A 13,284-nucleotide genomic window follows, 5' to 3' on the forward strand; every position below is an offset into this window, starting at 1 on the left:
AGCTGAGTCAGCGGTCGACGATGCGGTCGAACTGCGTCGTCGTGTGGCGCAGATGCGCCACCAGCTCGTCGCCCACCCTGGGCTCCTGCGCGTCCGACGGCACGAACAGGATCGACACCTGCATGTGCGGCGGCTCCGCGAACCAGCGCTGCTTGCCGTCCCACACGAACGGCGAGAGATTCCGGTTGACCGTCGCCAGACCCGCCCGGGCGACGCCCTTCGCACGAGGCATCACACCGTGCAGCGCCTTCGGGGCCTCCAGCCCGACCCCGTGCGACGTACCGCCGGCCACGACCACCAGCCAGCCGTCCGAAGCGGCCTTCTGCTGCCGGTAGCCGAACCTGTCGCCCTTGGCGACCCTCGTGACATCCAGCACCGAACCCCGGTACTCGGTCGCGTCATGGTCACCGAGCCACAGCCGCGTACCGATACGGGCGCGGAAACGCGTCTGCGGGAACTGCTGCTGCAACCGCGCCAGCTCCGACGCCCCCAGATGGCTGACGAACATGGTGTGCAGCGGAAGCCGCGCCGCCCGCAGCCGGTCCATCCAGGCGATGACCTCCTCGACCGCGTCGGAGCCGTCCGTGCGGTCGAGCGGAAGGTGCAGGGCGAAACCCTCCAGGCGCACGTCCTCTATGGCCGCGTGCAGCTGGCCGAGCTCCTCCTCCTTCACCCCGTGCCGCTTCATGGAGCTCATGCACTCGATGACGACCCGGGCGCCGACCAGGGCGAAGACACCGTCGACGGACGAGACGGAACGCACGACGCGGTCCGGCAGCGGCACCGGCTCCTCGCCCCGCCGGAAAGGCGTGAGGACGAGCAGATCGCCGCTGAACCAGTCCTTTATGCGGGCCGCCTCGTAAATGGTTCCCACGGCGAGCGTGTCGGAGCCGAAGCGATTGGTCTCGTCGGCGAGCCGCTCATGACTGAAGCCGTAACCATTGCCCTTGCAGACCGGGACGAGCCCCGGAAACTGCTCGATGACCGACTTCTGGTGCGCCCGCCAGCGCGCGGTGTCGACGTAGAGGGAGAGCGCCATGCCGGTCCGGAACCTTTCTCTCGGCTGCGGTGAAGAAGAATGCGAATGGTCGGGAAGGCCTTGACGGCCGTCGGCCGTAAGGAATGAATCCGCGCGGTCAGCGGCGCGACATATATCAGCGGCGGGACATATACATGTCCAGCGCCTTGTGGAGCAGCTTGTTGAGCGGGAAGTCCCATTCGCCGATGTACTCGACGGCCTCCCCGCCGGTGCCCACCTTGAACTGGATCAGACCGAAGAGGTGATCCGTCTCGTCGAGCGAATCGGAGATACCGCGCAGGTCGTAGACCGTCGCGCCCATCGCGTAGGCGTCGCGCAGCATCCGCCACTGCATCGCGTTCGACGGCCGTACCTCACGCTTGTGATTGGCCGAGGCGCCGTACGAGTACCAGACATGGCCGCCGACGATCAGCATCGTCGCCGCGGCCACGTTCTCACCCTCGTGACGGGCGAAGTAGAGGCGCATCCGGTTGGGGTCCTCGGTGTTCAGGACGGACCACATGCGCTGGAAGTACGACAGCGGCCGCGGCCGGAAATGGTCCCGCTCGGCCGTGATCTCGTACAGGCGCTGCCACTCGCCCAGGTCCTCGTAGCTCCCCTGGACGACATCGACGCCGGCCTTCTCGGCCTTCTTGATATTGCGCCGCCACAGCTGATTGAAGCCCTTGAGGACATCGTCCAGCGAGCGGTTGGCCAGCGGTACCTGGAAGACATAGCGGGGCTGGACGTCACCGAATCCGGCGCCGCCGTCCTCGCCCTGCTGCCAGCCCATCTTGCGCAGTCGGTCGGACACCTCGAAGGCGCGCGGCTCGATATGCGACGCCTCGACATCGCGCAGCCGCTTGACGTCCGGATCCTGAATACCGGACTTGATCGCCGCGGCGTTCCAGCGCCGAATGACGACCGGCGGCCCCATTTTCACGGAGAAGGCGCCCTGATGCTTGAGATGGGCCAGCATCGGCTGGAGCCACTCGTCGAGATTGGGGGCGTACCAGTTCAGCACCGGGCCCTCGGGCAGATACGCCAGATAACGCTTGATCTTCGGCAGCTGACGGTAGAGCACCAGTCCGGCACCGACGAGCTGATCGTTCTTGTCGAACCAGCCCAGGTTCTCGGAGCGCCACTCCGTCTTGACGTCAGCCCATGCCGGGACCTGGCAGTGACTCGCCGCGGGCAGGCTCTGGATGTACGCCAGATGCTGCTCACGGCTGATGGTCCTCAGGGTCAGGCTCATACGGGGCGCTCCTCGGCAGGTGTGTCCCCATGGATACAGGGGCTCCGGCTCTCGCGCCGAAGCCTACTGCGCCGATGGAGCGCCCCGTTTGGCCGTGGGGCGGAGCGCCCGGCTCGTACTGCGGCGCGAGTACTAGCCGATGATCCCCCCGAACAGCCCGCCGTGGGCCATACCGAGGAAGAAGCCGACGGCGGAGGCCCCCAGACCGATGACCGTCAGGAACCTTTCGCGGGTCGTCACCGAGACGAACTGGCTGTACGCGCCGGTCAGGATGCCCACCAGCCCCGCCCATGAGCTGAGCAGATGCAGATCGTGGAAGAACGCCGAGACGAACGCGAGAACGCCCAGCGTCAGCGTCACCGCCACCAGGGTGTCCTGGAGCGGATGAGGCTTCCCGTCGGTGGCGAAGAGAGAGGTTGCGGAGTTCGGTCGCATTGCCTGTGCCATGTGGCACCTCCTGAGCCCTGTGGCCCTGCCGGAGGCGGCGCTTCGTAGCGCCGCACACACCCGATGTGTACAGATTGCGGCCAAGGGCGACCGGATTTCAACCGGAAGCCGTTGTGCGGGTAGTCTGTACGGTCTGCACCGGTGTCTGCCCATGCCAGAAAGCGATCCCTCGCACGTCGAGCTGGATTGTCAGTGGCGGCCGATACCGTTGCGAACGCATCACGACCCTCCTGCCACGGAACGACCGTGGCCGCTGAGTCCAAAGGAGGTGGGTTCCACATGCGTCACTACGAAGTGATGGTCATCCTCGACCCCGATCTCGAGGAGCGAGCTGTCTCCCCGCTGATCGAGAACTTCCTCTCCGTCGTCCGTGAGGGCAACGGAAAGGTCGAGAAGGTCGACACCTGGGGCCGTCGTCGTCTCTCTTACGAGATCAAGAAGAAGCCCGAGGGCATCTACTCGGTCATCGACCTCCAGGCCGAGCCTGCGGTCGTCAAGGAGCTCGACCGACAGATGAACCTGAACGAGTCGGTCCTCCGGACCAAGGTCCTCCGCCCCGAGACCCACTGAGCTTCTAGCTCAGCGGTCATCGGGTTCGAGTAGCAGCAAGCAGCCAGAAGCAATCCCCGCCGAGAGGTTCACCCATGGCAGGCGAGACCGTGATCACGGTTGTCGGCAATCTCGTCGACGACCCCGAGCTGCGCTTCACCCCGTCCGGTGCGGCGGTCGCGAAGTTCCGTGTCGCGTCCACTCCCCGCATCTTCGACAGGCAGACCAATGAGTGGAAGGACGGCGAAGGCCTCTTCCTCACCTGCTCGGTCTGGCGTCAGGCGGCGGAGAACGTCGCGGAGTCGCTCCAGCGAGGCATGCGCGTTGTCGTGCAGGGCCGGCTGAAGCAGCGGTCCTACGAGGACCGTGAGGGCGTCAAGCGCACGGTCTACGAGCTGGACGTCGAGGAAGTCGGCCCCAGTCTCAAGAACGCCACGGCGAAGGTCACCAAGACCACCGGTCGTGGGGGCCAGGGCGGCTACGGCGGCGGCCAGCAGCAGGGCGGCGGCGGCAACTGGGGCGGCGGCTCCGGTGGCGGCGGTCAGCAGGGCGGCGGCGGTGCTCCCGCCGACGACCCGTGGGCCACCGGTGCGCCGGCGGCCGGCGGCGGCGGCCAGCAGCAGTCGCAGGGCGGCGGCAATGGAGGCAGCTGGGGCGGAAGCTCCGGCGGCGGCTACTCGGACGAGCCTCCCTTCTAAAGGGCGGGCTCGCACCCCACTTCTTGATCACACAGGAGAAACACCATGGCGAAGCCGCCTGTGCGCAAGCCTAAGAAGAAGGTCTGCGCGTTCTGCAAGGACAAGACCCAGTACGTGGACTACAAGGACACGAACATGCTGCGGAAGTTCATTTCCGACCGCGGCAAGATCCGTGCCCGCCGCGTTACCGGCAACTGCACGCAGCACCAGCGTGACGTCGCCACGGCCGTCAAGAACAGCCGTGAGATGGCGCTGCTGCCCTACACGTCCACCGCGCGATAAGGGAAGGGTGACCGAATAATGAAGATCATCCTCACCCACGAGGTCTCCGGCCTCGGTGCCGCCGGCGACGTCGTGGACGTCAAGGACGGCTACGCTCGCAACTACCTGGTCCCGCGCGGTTTCGCGATCCGCTGGACCAAGGGTGGCGAGAAGGACGTGGCGCAGATCCGCCGCGCCCGCAAGATCCACGAGATCGCGACCATCGAGCAGGCCAACGAGATCAAGGCCCGTCTCGAAGGCGTGAAGGTGCAGCTGGCCGTTCGCTCCGGCGACGCCGGCCGCCTCTTCGGCTCCGTCACCCCGGCTGACCTCGCTTCGGCGATCAAGTCCGCCGGTGGTCCGGAGGTCGACAAGCGCCGTATCGAGCTGGGTTCGCCGATCAAGACCCTGGGCTCGCACCAGGTGTCGGTGCGCCTGCACCCCGAGGTCGCAGCGAAGCTCGGCATCGAGGTCGTCGCCGCGTAAGCGTCGTCTCAACTCGGTAGAGCATGGAGAGGGCCGCATCCCCCAGGGGATGCGGCCCTCTCGCTCTGTCGCTCTGTTTGCCGAAGGCTCGTTTCACGTGAAACCAGCCAAGGCGGATGTTTCACGTGAAACGGGTCGAACGTCTCGATCAGCGTGTGGCGCCCGTGACCAGCCAGTGGCCGGAGCGGGTGCGCAGCCAGAGGGTCAGCATGCGGATCGCCATCATCAGGCCCATCGCCCACCAGAGTGCCGTCAGTCCCCCGCCCAGCTGGGGGACGAGCAGCGCTACCGGGGCGAACACGGCCAAGGTCACCAGCATGGCTCGGGCGAGGTACGGGCCGTCCCCCGCGCCCATCAGTACGCCGTCCAGTACGAAGACGACCCCCGCGATCGGCTGGGTGACGGCCACGACCAGCAGGGCGGGCAGCAGCGTGTCCCGCACCACCTGGTCGCCCGTGAACAGCGGAATGAACAGTGGCCGCGCCGCTACGATCAGCGCGCCGAGCAGTACCCCGGAAGCGATGCCCCACTGCACCATGCGGCGGCAGATTTCCCGGGCGCCCTTGGTGTCACCGGCTCCGAGGTAGCGACCGATGATGGCCTGTCCCGCGATGGCGATGGCGTCGAGGGCGAACGCCATCAGGCTCCACAGCGACAGAATGATCTGATGGGCGGCGATATCCGCGTCGCCCAGCCGGGCGGCGACCGCGGTGGCGATCATGAGGACCGCCCGGAGCGAGAGTGTACGGACGAGCAGCGGTACGCCGGCCTGGGCGCTCGCCCGTATCCCCGCGGCGTCCGGGCGCAGCGACGCGCCATGCCGGCGTGCTCCCCGTACGACCACGACGAGGTAGACGGCCGCCATGGCCCACTGGGCGATCACCGTGCCCCAGGCGGAGCCTGCGATACCGAGTCCCGCTCCGTAGACCAGAGCGACATTGAGCACCGCGTTGGCGCTGAACCCGCCGATGGCGACGTACAGCGGGGTACGGGTGTCCTGGAGTCCGCGCAGCACCCCGGTGGCGGCGAGCACGATCAGCATGGCGGGGATGCCGAGACTGGAGATCCGCAGATAGGTGACCGCGTACGGGGCGGCGGTGTCCGACGCCCCGAACAGGCCGATCAGCCAGGGGGCGGTGGGAAGGGTGGCGGCGATGACTCCGGCGCCGAGCAGCATCGCCAGCCAGATGCCGTCCATGCCCTGGCGGATGGCGGCCTTCAGATCGCCCGCACCGACCCGCCGGGCGACGGCCGCGGTGGTGGCGTAGGCGAGGAAGACGAAGATGCTCACCGCGGTGGTCAGCAGGGCTGCGGCGATTCCCAGCCCGGCGAGTTGCGGGGTGCCGAGATGGCCGACAATCGCGCTGTCGACCATGACGAACAGGGGCTCGGCGACGAGGGCGCCGAAGGCGGGAACGGCGAGTGCGATGATCTCGCGGTCGTGCTGTCGCCGGCCCGTCCTGGATGCCGCGGGAGCCTGTGTCATGCACTCAATCTAATCTTCCACAGGTAAGAGACGCAAGACGCTATTGATCCTTACCTGGCGGGGTTGTGGAGGTCGGGTGGAGGACCGTTTGTTCTGATCTTGGTCCAGTCGGGAAAGTTTTTCTCCTGCACAGCCGGTGGATGAAAAAAGCCCAGCTCAGAGTGGTTGCGGTGACGTCGGTATGACTTTGTCCACAGTGCTGTCCCCCGGTCCGTGCACAGGTTCTGCCGAGTTCTCCACAGCATCTCGCGCTTCGTCCACATGGCCTGTGGATAACAAGATTGGCTGACGTCGCTCGCGGGCCTACCGTGGACCGGCGTCCGACGCGCCGGAACCGGAGTCAGACCTCTCGTTTTGTCAGTGTCGTGCCGTAGAAAGAAGTGGCACGGCGAGGTCCGCTGAGCGGACGTGAGGAGGTGGCCGGTGAGCATTCCCGAGCCATTGGACGACCCCTGGACCGATGCCGGTCCCAGTGACCGTCTGCCTGTCTCCCGGCAGCGCCGTGGGGAGGGCCGGGGGCGAGGAGAGCAGCACGACCGGGGCAGCGACAGCGGCCCCTGGGACGGTGGATCGGCCGGCTTCGAACGGGTCCCTCCGCAGGACCTCGACGCCGAGCAGTCCGTCCTCGGCGGCATGCTGCTGTCCAAGGACGCGATCGCCGACGTCGTGGAGATCATCAAGGGCCACGACTTCTACCGTCCCGCGCACGAGACCGTCTTCCAGGCCATCCTCGACCTGTACGCCAAGGGGGAGCCGGCCGACCCGATCACGGTCGCCGCCGAGCTGACCAAGCGCGGCGAGATCACCCGCGTCGGCGGCGCCTCGTATCTCCACACCCTCGTCCAGTCGGTCCCGACCGCGGCCAACGCCTCCTACTACGCGGAGATCGTCCACGAGCGGGCGGTGCTGCGACGCCTCGTCGAGGCCGGCACCAAGATCACGCAGATGGGATACGCGGCCGACGGAGACGTCGACGAGATCGTCAACTCCGCCCAGGCCGAGATCTACGCCGTCACCGAGCAGCGCACCAGCGAGGACTATCTGCCGCTCGGCGACATCATGGAGGGCGCGCTCGACGAGATCGAGGCCATCGGCTCGCGCAACGGCGAGATGACCGGTGTGCCGACCGGGTTCACCGACTTCGACTCCCTCACCAACGGCCTTCACCCCGGTCAGATGATCGTGATCGCCGCCCGTCCCGCGATGGGCAAGTCGACCCTCGCCCTCGACTTCGCCCGCGCCGCGTCCATCAAGAACAACCTGCCCAGCGTGATCTTCTCCCTGGAAATGGGGCGCAACGAGATCGCGATGCGCCTCCTCTCCGCCGAGGCGCGGGTGGCGCTGCACCACATGCGGTCCGGCACGATGACGGACGAGGACTGGACGAGGCTCGCCCGCCGTATGCCCGACGTCTCCCAGGCCCCGCTCTACATCGACGACTCCCCGAACCTCTCGATGATGGAGATCCGCGCGAAGTGCCGCCGCCTCAAGCAGCGGAACGACATCAAGCTCGTGGTCATCGACTACCTCCAGCTGATGCAGTCCGGCGGGTCGAAGCGCGCCGAGAACCGCCAGCAGGAGGTCTCGGACATGTCGCGAAACCTCAAGCTCCTCGCCAAGGAGCTGGAACTGCCCGTCATCGCCCTGTCCCAGCTGAACCGTGGCCCCGAGCAGCGTACGGACAAGAAGCCGATGGTCTCCGACCTGCGTGAATCGGGCTCCATCGAGCAGGACGCCGACATGGTGATCCTGCTCCACCGCGAGGACGCCTACGAAAAGGAATCCCCCCGCGCCGGTGAGGCCGACCTCATCGTGGCCAAGCACCGTAACGGCCCCACCGCGACGATCACGGTGGCCTTCCAGGGCCACTACTCCCGCTTCGTGGACATGGCGCAGACCTGAGCGGCGGCCGTAGGGCCTCTCGGACTTCGCGGCACGATTCTCGGCTCCGACGGCACAGTGGTGGCGCTTATGCCGTCGTGAGCTTGCTGGTGGGCCGTCGCCCATCGGCTTCCCGCGGTCAGAATCGCGACCGGTGCGATGCTGCCCGGGCTGATTCGCGGAAGGCTGTGACCAGGTGGCCGCGTTCGCCGGCGCGGGTCGCGATCACGACTGTGCACGGCTCGATCCCCGCCACCGGAATGGCCGTGAGGTCACGCCTGACAGCGCTGTTCCCGCCGCCCGTCGGTGCAAGGGCGAGGGCCCGGCCGCCGGCGACGGCTTCGAGCTTGTCCGCGTGCGTCTCGACGAGCGGGCCGTCGGGTGCCGGGCGGCCGTCCGGGCGGGGGTCGATACGCCAGAACGCGTCGTAGGCGGCTTCCGCGTAGCGCAGGAGCGGTTCGTCGGCGAAGTCGTCGAGCGTGATCGACTCCTTGCCCGCAAGGCGATGCGCCGCGGGCACCAGGAGCACCCGGGGCTCCTCGTAAACCACCGACCCGGCTGCTCGCGCGCAGGCCGAGCTGAACGCGGCGGAGGCGATCGGTGTGGCGCTGGAAGGGACTGACAAGCCCTTCGCGGTCGCCTCGGGAGTCATCGGCCGCACGCCGGGGCCCGCCTGCTCACCGAACGGACCCCCGACGAGCCCAGCGCACTCACAGCCCTGCGGCTCCCGGTTGAGAAGTCCGTCCTCGCCATGGGTGAACGCGGCGTGCGCTCATCCTCGGTACGGCTGGCGCCGACCGTGCACGGTCAGGGGGACGCACGCGGATTCATCTCGATCCTGATCGGTATCGCGCGGGAAAATGGTGTGTCGGCCTATGCGGGTGACGGATCGAACCGCTGGCCCGCCGTGCACCGGCTTGACGCGGCGACCCTGTTCCGGCTGGCCCTGGAATCAGCTCCGGCCGGTACGGGACTGCACGCGGTCGCCGAGGAGGAGGTGCCGTTCCGGGACATCGCGGAGGCCATCGGCCGCCGGCTGGAGCTCCCGGCCGTCAGCCTGACGGCCGAGGAGGCGAGCCGGCATTTCGGCTTCCTTGCCCCGCTGGTCTCGACCGACAGCCCGACGTCGAGCGCACTGACCCGGGAACGTCTCGGCTGGCTGCCCACGCACCCTGGACTGATCGCGGACATCGAAGAAGGCCACTACTTCAGTCAGTTGGTCTTCGGCGCTGGGCGAAATGGAGTCGACTCGGTGGGATCCCACCGGTAGATGTGGGGCATGACCTCACCTTGGGAAGAGCTGTTGCCCGGTACTCGGCGGGCCCTGACGCATCGCATCGCCCGTGCGCAGGCCGAGGGGCGCGCTCCCTCGTTCGTCGGGGCGGTGGCGCGTGAGGGGCGGGTGGTGTGGTCGGGGGCGCGCGGTGGTGTGGACGGGCGTGCGCCGGATGCCGGGACGCAGTACCGCATCGGGTCGATCACCAAGTCCTTCACCGCTGTTCTGGTGCTGCGGCTGCGCGATGAGGGGCTGCTCGACCTCAACGATCCTCTGGAGAAGCATCTTCCGGGCACAGGCGTCGGCGAGGTCACCGTCGCCCAGCTCCTCGGCCACAGCGCGGGGCTGAGCGCCGAGTCTCCGGCGCCCTGGTGGGAGCGGACCCCCGGTGTGCTCCGTCCGGGGCTGGCGGATGTGCTGGGTGAGCGGCCGATGCTGCATCCCGCGGGGCGGCGCCACCACTACTCGAATACGGGATACACCTTGCTCGGCTCTCTGGTGGAGGCCGTGCGGGGAGCGTCCTGGGAGGAGACGTTGCGGCGCGAGGTTCTTGTGCCACTGGCCATGGACCGTACGGGCGCTCAGCCGGTCGCTCCGCACGCGCGTGGGTGGGCCGTGCACCCGTGGGCCGACGTGATGCTGCCCGAGCCGGCGGAGGATCTGGGGCTGATGGCTCCGGCGGGGCAGCTCTGGTCGACGGCCGCGGATCTCTGCCGCTTCGCGATGTTCCTCGTCGAGGGGGATGCCGAGGTGCTGAACGCCGCCTCTGTGGCGGAGCTGCGCACCCCGTCGGTACCCGCGGGGGCCGGGGAGTGGGACGGCGGCTACGGGCTCGGGGTGCAGCTGGCCCGCCGGGGCGGGCGGACCCTGATCGGGCATACGGGATCGTTGCCCGGCTTCGTGGCGTGTCTGTGGGCGAGCGTGGAGGACGGAGTGGCCGCAGTGGCGCTGGCCAACGCGACGTCCGGGCCGCAGATCGGTGCCGTGGCCGCGGATCTCGTCGGCATTGTGGCCGATGCGGAACCTCGGATGCCCGGACCGTGGACACCGCTGCCCGAGGTGGATCAGGAGCTGCTGGCGCTGACAGGGCCCTGGTACTGGGGCACGAGCGCTTTCGGGCTGAAGCTGGTGGCGGATCGGGGGCTGGAGCTGCGTCCGCTGCGCGGGGGTGGTCGTGGCTCCCGCTTCGCCGTACAGCCCGATGGGACATGGACGGGTCTCGACGACTACTACGCGGGGGAGACCTTGCGTGTGGTGCGGCGGTCGGACGAATCGGTCAGCCATCTCGATCTCGGCTCGTTCGTCTTCACCCGTGAGCCGTACGAGCCGGGTGACGCTGTTCCCGGTGGCGTGGACGAAGGCGGCTGGCGAGGCGTCGGGGAGTAGGGCGGCGCCGATGTTTCACGTGAAACCTGTCGTCGCCCTCGGCCGGCGTGGGAACACGGGCGGGTCCGAGGGCGCCGATGACGGGTCCGCCGACAGGACGCGGTTTCAGATACTCAGCTTGAAGCCGATGTGGGAGGCGGTGAATCCCAGCCGCTCGTAGAAGCGGTGGGCGTCGGTGCGCGCGGCGTCGGAGGTGAGTTGGACCAGTTGGCACCCCTGGCGCCGCGATTCATCGACCGCCCACTCGATGAATCGGGTTCCGAGCCCGCTGCCGCGCTCCTCGGCATGGATCCGGACAGCTTCGATGATGGAGCGGGTGGCGCCGCGCCGGGACAGTCCGGGGATGACTGTGAGCTGGAGTGTGCCGACCACCCGGTCGCCGCGTACGGCAACCATGAGGTGCTGGTTGGGGTCGTTGGCCAGGCGCTGGTATGCCGCGATGTACGGCGTGAGGTCGTCGGGGGACTCGCGCTGGGCGCCGAGCGGGTCGTCCGCGAGCATGGCCACGATGGTGGGAATGTCGTCGAGGGCGGCAGGCCGTATCGTCAGATCGCTCATGATCCGCAGACTACGTCGAGCCGCGAGACCGACGTCCGGCCCGGTTGGTGCCGGTCGTGATGGCCTTGGCCGGGCCGGTTCCGTCGGTGCATCAGCCCGTTGCCAGGCTCAGCGGTGTGAAGCGTCGCTTCCAGTCACCCGGCAGGTCCGGGAGCCCGTGGACCATGGTGGTGGTCAGGGCGCCGGAATCGAGGCCGTGTTCCCTGCCCCAGTCGAGCAACTCCTGATGGCGTGAATCGATGTGCAGGCGTAGCGGTCTGCTCGGCTTCGCCAGTGAGGTGATCAGCGCCTTGGCGGTCTCCGTGTCGTGTGCGATCAGCGGGCCGACGACATCTGTCTCGGGGGTGGGCCAGGCCGCCGCGTATCCGGTGAGGACGGTGCCTTCTTCGGAGACTCTGAGCCGGTCAGCGAAGGCGGGGAGTCGCGCGAGCATAGGGGTGCGGTCGACTCCGGATACCTCGGTGTCCAGGCGGATGATGGCCGGGAGGTCACCCGCGGTCGCGGCGCGGGTGGTGACTTGTGTGGCGGCCACGGGTGGGCGGAGGTGCCCGCTCAGCTTCTCCACCGCGCCGACATCGGTGAAGCCGAGCTGCCGGTAGAGGGGCTGACCGTACGGTGTCGCGTAGAGCATGAGAGGTGCGTGATCCGCCTTGTGCAGCACATGGCTCATCAATCGCCGTCCGAGCCCCTTCCGGGCGTGCCGTTGCGCGACGAGCAGCATGCCGATGGCGGTGAGCCGGGAGCCGTACGGGGTGGTCACGCATGCGGCGGCCAGCCGCTTGCCCTCAGGGTCTTCTGGGTCGGTGATGCCGTAGCCCGTGCCCGCCGTCAGCAGCAGGCTCCATTTGTGTTCCTCGCGCGCCCAGCCGCGGTCTTCGGCCAGGTCCGCGCAGGGCATGAGGTCGCCCATGGTCAGGGCTCGGATGGGCGGTAGGGAGAGCGGTGTCGGCATGAGGGTCAGGCTGTCGGAGCGGGAGATCGTTCGTCCACCGTTTTACGGGAAGTGATCAGGACAGCTCGTGCCCGGTCGTCGAGTTGATATCCGGTCACGTCGTGCGGGCCGGGGCGGGGGATGTTTCACGTGAAACACGGCACCGGCTGCCCGCTCGTTGGACGTGGGGCGACGGCGGCAGGCACAGGTACTAACCTCGGTGCACATGGCGAGCGTGCGCAGGCTTCATCTCTTCGACCTCGATGGAACACTCATCCGGGGGTCGGCTGCCGCTGTGGAAATTTCCCGTCAGTTGGGGCTGAGTGCCGAAATCGCCCAGCTGGAGAGCGACTTCCTGACGCGAGGACTGGCGCCGGGCGAATTCGCGTTCAGGGCCCGGGAACTGTGGGCGGAACTCACCGTGGCGCAGGTGGCCGCGGCCTTCGATGGTGCTCCCTGGCTGGCTGGCATCCGTGAGGTGTGGGCGGACATTCGGGAGCGCGGGGATTACTGTGCCGTTATCTCCCTCTCGCCCGATTTCTTTGTTTCGCGGCTGCTGGGCTGGGGTGTGCATGCGGCTCATGGTTCGCGCTGGCCCGCGCTGCCGTTTGTCGACCCCGTCGATCGGGCGGGCATTCTCACTCCGGCTGCCAAGGTGAAGATCGCGAACCAGCTGTGTGCAGAGTTCGGGGTGAGTATGGACGACTGTGTTGCCTATGGTGATTCGATGTCGGACGCGGAGATCTTCGCGGTGGTGCCCAGGTCGGTGGCGGTGAATGCGGATCACCATCTGTCGGGGCTCGCCACGTACGCGTACTCGGGGGGCGATCTGCGTGAGGCCTATGAACTGGCGTACGTCCAGCAGTAATACTCTGGCCCCCGCGGTGCTGCGGAAACGCGGTCGGAATCCGGCAGATGAACACGGAGCAATGCAGCCTAACGGTAAATCCGGTACGGATGGCCGGACTTCGCGCTTTTTGTCCCCTGTGACCGTGGGGGCTGGCATGCTGCGACGACAGGCACCGCGAGCAATGTCGCATTGCGTCACCTCG

Annotated in this window: 15 protein-coding genes; 8 read left to right on the forward strand and 7 right to left on the reverse strand. The window is 67.8% G+C overall.

Translation table 11 applies throughout. The annotated features are described in order from the left end of the window. Positions 1-7 precede the first annotated feature (7 nt). From OG627_RS17720 to OG627_RS17730, 3 genes are all read right to left on the reverse strand, one after another. Positions 8-1,039: an alanine racemase gene (locus tag OG627_RS17720; RefSeq protein ID WP_329066213.1), complete on the reverse strand. Its 1,032-nt coding sequence runs from the start codon at positions 1,037-1,039 to the stop codon at positions 8-10. A 115-nt stretch (positions 1,040-1,154) separates the two neighbouring features. Beyond that, a complete protein-coding gene (locus OG627_RS17725; RefSeq protein WP_329066215.1) occupies positions 1,155-2,273 on the reverse strand; it encodes a lipid II:glycine glycyltransferase FemX in 1,119 nt (372 codons plus the stop codon). Positions 2,274-2,405: 132 nt separating this feature from the next. Next, a complete protein-coding gene (locus OG627_RS17730; protein WP_329066217.1) occupies positions 2,406-2,720 on the reverse strand; it encodes a hypothetical protein in 315 nt (104 codons plus the stop codon). A gap of 279 nt (positions 2,721-2,999) precedes the next feature. Here OG627_RS17730 and rpsF point away from each other — a divergent pair, with 279 nt between their 5' ends. The 4 genes from rpsF (at position 3,000) to rplI (ending at position 4,714) form a co-directional block, all read left to right on the forward strand. After that, the gene (gene rpsF / locus OG627_RS17735) at positions 3,000-3,290 is read left to right on the forward strand and encodes a 30S ribosomal protein S6 (protein ID WP_006604399.1); all 291 of its coding nucleotides are present in this window, start codon (positions 3,000-3,002) and stop codon (positions 3,288-3,290) included. Between the two features lie 74 nt (positions 3,291-3,364). After that, a complete protein-coding gene (locus OG627_RS17740; RefSeq protein ID WP_329066219.1) occupies positions 3,365-3,967 on the forward strand; it encodes a single-stranded DNA-binding protein in 603 nt (200 codons plus the stop codon). Between the two features lie 45 nt (positions 3,968-4,012). Continuing rightward, positions 4,013-4,249: a 30S ribosomal protein S18 gene (rpsR, locus tag OG627_RS17745; RefSeq protein ID WP_003967857.1), complete on the forward strand. Its 237-nt coding sequence runs from the start codon at positions 4,013-4,015 to the stop codon at positions 4,247-4,249. 18 nt (positions 4,250-4,267) lie between these two features. Beyond that, positions 4,268-4,714 carry a 50S ribosomal protein L9 gene (gene rplI / locus OG627_RS17750; RefSeq protein ID WP_114624449.1) on the forward strand — a complete coding sequence of 149 codons (447 nt, stop codon included), beginning with the start codon at positions 4,268-4,270 and terminating at the stop codon, positions 4,712-4,714. Positions 4,715-4,862: 148 nt separating this feature from the next. Here rplI and OG627_RS17755 read toward each other — a convergent pair whose 3' ends face one another. Next, positions 4,863-6,200 carry an MATE family efflux transporter gene (locus OG627_RS17755; RefSeq protein ID WP_329066223.1) on the reverse strand — a complete coding sequence of 446 codons (1,338 nt, stop codon included), beginning with the start codon at positions 6,198-6,200 and terminating at the stop codon, positions 4,863-4,865. A 441-nt stretch (positions 6,201-6,641) separates the two neighbouring features. Between OG627_RS17755 and dnaB the strand changes: the two genes are divergently transcribed. Then, the gene (dnaB, locus tag OG627_RS17760; RefSeq protein WP_329072743.1) at positions 6,642-8,102 is read left to right on the forward strand and encodes a replicative DNA helicase; all 1,461 of its coding nucleotides are present in this window, start codon (positions 6,642-6,644) and stop codon (positions 8,100-8,102) included. A gap of 118 nt (positions 8,103-8,220) precedes the next feature. Here the strand turns inward: dnaB and OG627_RS17765 are convergent, their stop codons facing one another. Further along, positions 8,221-8,610, reverse strand: a complete 390-nt coding sequence (locus OG627_RS17765) for a LysR substrate-binding domain-containing protein (RefSeq protein ID WP_329066225.1) — start codon at positions 8,608-8,610, stop codon at positions 8,221-8,223. 237 nt (positions 8,611-8,847) lie between these two features. Here OG627_RS17765 and OG627_RS17770 point away from each other — a divergent pair, with 237 nt between their 5' ends. Together OG627_RS17770 and OG627_RS17775 are read left to right on the forward strand one after the other, a co-directional pair. Beyond that, positions 8,848-9,351 carry a hypothetical protein gene (locus tag OG627_RS17770; protein WP_329066227.1) on the forward strand — a complete coding sequence of 168 codons (504 nt, stop codon included), beginning with the start codon at positions 8,848-8,850 and terminating at the stop codon, positions 9,349-9,351. A gap of 9 nt (positions 9,352-9,360) precedes the next feature. After that, a complete protein-coding gene (locus OG627_RS17775; protein ID WP_329066229.1) occupies positions 9,361-10,743 on the forward strand; it encodes a serine hydrolase domain-containing protein in 1,383 nt (460 codons plus the stop codon). Positions 10,744-10,848: 105 nt separating this feature from the next. On the opposite strand, the gene OG627_RS17780 is transcribed toward OG627_RS17775, so the two are convergent. Both OG627_RS17780 and OG627_RS17785 read right to left on the reverse strand, forming a co-directional pair. Further along, positions 10,849-11,301 (reverse strand): GNAT family N-acetyltransferase, encoded by a 453-nt coding sequence (locus tag OG627_RS17780; protein WP_329066231.1) that lies wholly within the window; start codon positions 11,299-11,301, stop codon positions 10,849-10,851. Between the two features lie 91 nt (positions 11,302-11,392). Next, positions 11,393-12,253 carry a GNAT family N-acetyltransferase gene (locus OG627_RS17785; RefSeq protein WP_329066232.1) on the reverse strand — a complete coding sequence of 287 codons (861 nt, stop codon included), beginning with the start codon at positions 12,251-12,253 and terminating at the stop codon, positions 11,393-11,395. A gap of 205 nt (positions 12,254-12,458) precedes the next feature. Here OG627_RS17785 and OG627_RS17790 point away from each other — a divergent pair, with 205 nt between their 5' ends. After that, positions 12,459-13,100 carry an HAD family hydrolase gene (locus tag OG627_RS17790; RefSeq protein ID WP_329066235.1) on the forward strand — a complete coding sequence of 214 codons (642 nt, stop codon included), beginning with the start codon at positions 12,459-12,461 and terminating at the stop codon, positions 13,098-13,100. The last annotated feature ends 184 nt before the right edge of the window (positions 13,101-13,284 follow it).

It is taken from the genome of Streptomyces sp. NBC_01429 (genome assembly GCF_036231945.1).
Taxonomy (GTDB): Bacteria; Actinomycetota; Actinomycetes; order Streptomycetales; family Streptomycetaceae; genus Streptomyces.

What these genes read in the sequence shown, in the direction of transcription:
- OG627_RS17720 (WP_329066213.1), bottom strand. Translation starts at nt 1,039, where the DNA reads ATGGCGCTCTCCCTCTACGTCGACACCGCGCGCTGGCGGGCGCACCAG.
- OG627_RS17725 (WP_329066215.1), bottom strand. Translation starts at nt 2,273, where the DNA reads ATGAGCCTGACCCTGAGGACCATCAGCCGTGAGCAGCATCTGGCGTAC.
- OG627_RS17730 (WP_329066217.1), bottom strand. Translation starts at nt 2,720, where the DNA reads ATGGCACAGGCAATGCGACCGAACTCCGCAACCTCTCTCTTCGCCACC.
- rpsF (WP_006604399.1), top strand. Translation starts at nt 3,000, where the DNA reads ATGCGTCACTACGAAGTGATGGTCATCCTCGACCCCGATCTCGAGGAG.
- OG627_RS17740 (WP_329066219.1), top strand. Translation starts at nt 3,365, where the DNA reads ATGGCAGGCGAGACCGTGATCACGGTTGTCGGCAATCTCGTCGACGAC.
- rpsR (WP_003967857.1), top strand. Translation starts at nt 4,013, where the DNA reads ATGGCGAAGCCGCCTGTGCGCAAGCCTAAGAAGAAGGTCTGCGCGTTC.
- rplI (WP_114624449.1), top strand. Translation starts at nt 4,268, where the DNA reads ATGAAGATCATCCTCACCCACGAGGTCTCCGGCCTCGGTGCCGCCGGC.
- OG627_RS17755 (WP_329066223.1), bottom strand. Translation starts at nt 6,200, where the DNA reads ATGACACAGGCTCCCGCGGCATCCAGGACGGGCCGGCGACAGCACGAC.
- OG627_RS17775 (WP_329066229.1), top strand. Translation starts at nt 9,361, where the DNA reads ATGACCTCACCTTGGGAAGAGCTGTTGCCCGGTACTCGGCGGGCCCTG.
- OG627_RS17780 (WP_329066231.1), bottom strand. Translation starts at nt 11,301, where the DNA reads ATGAGCGATCTGACGATACGGCCTGCCGCCCTCGACGACATTCCCACC.
- OG627_RS17785 (WP_329066232.1), bottom strand. Translation starts at nt 12,253, where the DNA reads ATGCCGACACCGCTCTCCCTACCGCCCATCCGAGCCCTGACCATGGGC.
- OG627_RS17790 (WP_329066235.1), top strand. Translation starts at nt 12,459, where the DNA reads ATGGCGAGCGTGCGCAGGCTTCATCTCTTCGACCTCGATGGAACACTC.